4 protein-coding genes are annotated in these 3561 nt (G+C 60.9%); 1 reads left to right on the forward strand and 3 read right to left on the reverse strand.

Going from position 1 to position 3561, the window contains the following annotated elements:
* Positions 1–433: 433 nt before the first annotated feature.
* Positions 434–1624 (forward strand): Fic family protein, encoded by a 1191-nt coding sequence (locus ABSG20_RS32425; RefSeq protein ID WP_423868528.1) that lies wholly within the window; start codon positions 434–436, stop codon positions 1622–1624.
* A 9-nt stretch (positions 1625–1633) separates the two neighbouring features.
* On the opposite strand, the gene ABSG20_RS32430 is transcribed toward ABSG20_RS32425, so the two are convergent.
* The 3 genes from ABSG20_RS32430 to ABSG20_RS32440 form a co-directional block, all read right to left on the reverse strand.
* Positions 1634–1783 carry a hypothetical protein gene (locus ABSG20_RS32430; protein ID WP_423868529.1) on the reverse strand — a complete coding sequence of 50 codons (150 nt, stop codon included), beginning with the start codon at positions 1781–1783 and terminating at the stop codon, positions 1634–1636.
* Between the two features lie 6 nt (positions 1784–1789).
* Entirely contained in the window at positions 1790–2863 is a 1074-nt protein-coding gene (locus ABSG20_RS32435) for an aromatic ring-hydroxylating dioxygenase subunit alpha (protein ID WP_423868530.1), read from the reverse strand.
* Positions 2864–3132: 269 nt separating this feature from the next.
* Positions 3133–3315, reverse strand: coding sequence for a hypothetical protein (locus ABSG20_RS32440; RefSeq protein ID WP_423868531.1), 183 nt, complete (start codon positions 3313–3315; stop codon positions 3133–3135).
* Between the last annotated feature and the right edge of the window lie 246 nt (positions 3316–3561).

Here is a 3561-nt window from a genome sequence, read left to right on the forward strand (position 1 = left end):
CTGAGGTCGCGCGTCGCGCGAACTTCTGCGTCGCCCCATTCGATGCGCTCGGCCATGTCGGGCTATTCCGCCGCCTGCACTGAACCCTGTGGACCACGCTCCTGGTCGAGCATGCGATCAATGATGCAACCGTACTGAGTATGTATCAATGGTCTTTCCCGCACTTAGCCACTGTCTCGCGCCAACCTGGCGTCGCAGCACCTCGCGCTTTTCTAGAACAAACTCCGTAAGCGGGCCATCGTCATCGCAGATTTCAAAGCCACCGATGAACCCCTCATGCTTGGCGAAATAGGCCAAGGCCGCTTCGGGAGTAAGCTCGCCAGGATCGTCCCTTCGTCCTTGTGCGATGAATCGAACAGGGGAGCGCGGCAAAGAAAGCGGCAATTCATGAGCCCAAGTATGGTACTTAGTGCCTAAATAACAGTACTATCTGGTGGCAAAGAAAGCGGCAAAAATGAATGTATCAGCCATGGAGCCACTGCTGCCCGAGGATCGGCAGGAACTTGAAGACCTGGCCACGGACCTCGTCGCCAAGGCCAGTACCCTGGCTGGACGCCTGCACCCTGTTATGCGGGCCTCGGTGGGCGATCTTGTCCGCTCGATGAATTGTTACTACTCGAACTTGATCGAAGGTCACAATACTCTTCCGATGGATATCGATCGCGCGCTCAACAACGAGCTTTACAAAGAGCCCGAGCGCCACAATCTCCAGCTCGAGGCGCGCGCGCACATCGAAGTTCAGCGGATGATTGATCGCGGCGAGGCGCCGTCGCCCACGTTTTCGGTCGACTTTATCGTCTGGACGCACCGCAACTTTTGCGAGCGGTTGCCCGAGGAGCTCCTGGTCGTCGATCACCCCACGACGAAGGAGAAAGTCAAGATTGTCCCTGGCGAACTGCGGAAGGACCATGTCATCGTCGGGCGGCACATTCCTCCCCCGCCGGAGGACCTTCCCGCCTTCTTGCAGCGGTTTGCCGAGGGATATACCGCTGCCCATCTATCAAGGCTTCGCAAAATCATTGGCGTCGCCGCTTCCCACCACCGGCTCGCTTGGATTCACCCGTTTCTTGACGGCAACGGTCGCGCAACCCGGTTGTTCTCGCACGCACTGATGCGGGAGCTGGACGTTGGCTCTGAACTCTGGGCCGTTTCTCGCGGCCTTGCGCGGCGCGTTGCCGAATACAAAGCGAACCTTCAAGCCGCTGACGAACCACGTCGCGGGGATCTTGATGGCCGCGGTAACCTCACGATGGCCGGGCTCATTGATTTCTGCAAATTCTTCCTGACGACGTGTGTCGACCAAGTCGACTTCATGGCCGGCCTCCTGGAGCCAGAAGAACTGCTCAGGCGAATGGAGATCTGGACCGAAGAAGAAATGCGCGCAAAGCGCCTGCACAAAGGCTCGTGGCCATTACTGCGCGAAGCGGTGATGGCCGGCGAGTATGCCCGTGGTCGCGCACCCGCGCTAACCGGCTACGAAGAGCGCCAAGCCCGGACTGTTCTGAATTCACTCATCGAAAAGGGTTACCTGGCCTCGCCGACAACGCGTTCACCCGTAAGGCTTGGCTTGCCTGCGGCAGTAGTCGATCGATGGTTCCCGAGATTGTATCAGCCAGCAGCGTAGTGCAGCGGATTAGGCGCCTTCGTCGGCAACATTGATGTGGCTGCCGGGAGAGGGCGCAACGAAGCCGCCGGCCGGCGCGATCTCGATCAGGCGGATATCCGCACTGAGGTCGCGCGTCGCGCGAACTTCTGCGTCGCCCCATTCGATGCGCTCGGCCATGCCGGGCTATTCCGCCGCCTGCACGGAACCCTGTGGACCACGCTCCTGTTCAAGCATGCGATCAATGATGCGCCGGGCCCACAAGGCGCCGGCGTCGATGTTGAGGTTGTAGAAAGGCTGACGCGGATGCCGGTTGATGGCGCGCTGCTGCGCCTCCAGCACGACGTGATCCTGGTCGTAGACGCCCTTGCCGTCGTTGACATGGGCGCGCTGCAGGGCGCGGCTGAGATCTTCGTCGTCGGTTCGGAAGGTGCGGACAAAATTCCAGAAATAGTGGCAAGAGGTCTCCGTCTCCGGCGCGATCGCCGCCAGAAATGCGCCGTTGACGCCGTGCGAGCGATCGCCTTGCGGCGCTCCGGTTGCCGCCGGCGCGACGCCGACATCGCCGATCACGACCGCGGGCGCCTGGAAGGTCACGATCTGCCAGCGGTCGACCTTGCCCGGTCTGCCCAATTGCTTGGCCCAGAATGGCGGCGGGTCGATGTCGATCATCCAGCGCGTCATGGTCGCGGTGTTCTCGGCGTGGGTCACCTCGAACGGTGTGTCGAGGATCGCGTCATGACCGATACTGTCGGAATGCACATAGGTTTCGTGCGTCAGGTCCATCAGATTGTCGACGACGAGGCGCCAGTCGCATTTCAGGCTGTAAAACGTGCCGCCCTCGCCCTTCCATTCGGCGCCATCGTTCCAGTGAAAGTCGGGCACCAAAGCCTCCTTGGCAAGCGCCGGGTCGCCTGGCCACACCCAGACCAGGCGGTGCTTCTCGACCACCGGGTAGGCGCGGACGCAGGCGGATGGATTGATGGTCTGCTGCGCCGGCATATGCGTGCATCGGCCGGACGCGTTGAAAACCAGGCCGTGATATCCGCACACCACCTGATCGCCGGCCAGACGGCCCATCGAGAGCGGCAGCAAGCGATGCCAGCAGGCGTCCTCGAGGGCTGCGACGGCACCATCGGTGCGGCGAAACAGAACGATTTCCTGCTCACAGATCGTCCGGGCCTTCAGCGTCCGATCGACCTCGTTACCCCAGGCGGCAGGATACCACGCATTGACCGGAAAGGGTTTGCCACTCGTCATAGCTTCCTCCGCAGGCGGTGATTGGACGCGCAAGCTGCCGGAATGCCGGCCCGCGTCAGCGCAAAGACTGCTGGTTTCGCCGGGATTTGGCAACTCCAATTGCCGGCGCCTCGGCGGGACACAGTCAGGAAGCTATTCGAAGACGTACTTAAGACGCTTACCGCATGTGAAGACCCTATGAAGTCCAGGGCCCTTGGGCGCTGGCTTCAAGCCAATTTGCACCCACCGACGCAAGCCGCACCGCTGAAGCAATCACGCTTGTATGCTGGCTATCTAAAGATTGCCGTGAGCTTATCCCAGAGCGACGCGTGGCTCAGTTCGCTGTCGTGCCTGGATGGTGCCGGCTGTGTCGCGCTTACCGGGTCTGACCCCGGAAACGTGTCGATCAAACCGGCCTCAAGTTTCGCATTCTCTTCCAGGTCGACACCGGCGATTTGTCCGACGGGCCGGATTTCGACCTCTTTGGCGCGACGGCGGATGACATCTGCCTGTGCCGCGTGCCCGACGGGCTAGATCTGGTGTGATTTGGGCTGTCAAGCCACAACTGTAAAAATATTTCTGTTGCTGTTTTGTTCGAATCAGTTATAGTCCCGCCCGTCTCGTTCCAGATGAGGGGCGTATCGCGATCGTCAGACACGCGGGATGAGATGCGGTGGACGCGGCAGCGTCGGGCGTGGCCAGGACATGGCAGGGCAGGA

This window comes from Bradyrhizobium sp. (assembly GCF_049512235.1).
GTDB lineage: Bacteria > Pseudomonadota > Alphaproteobacteria > Rhizobiales > Xanthobacteraceae > Bradyrhizobium.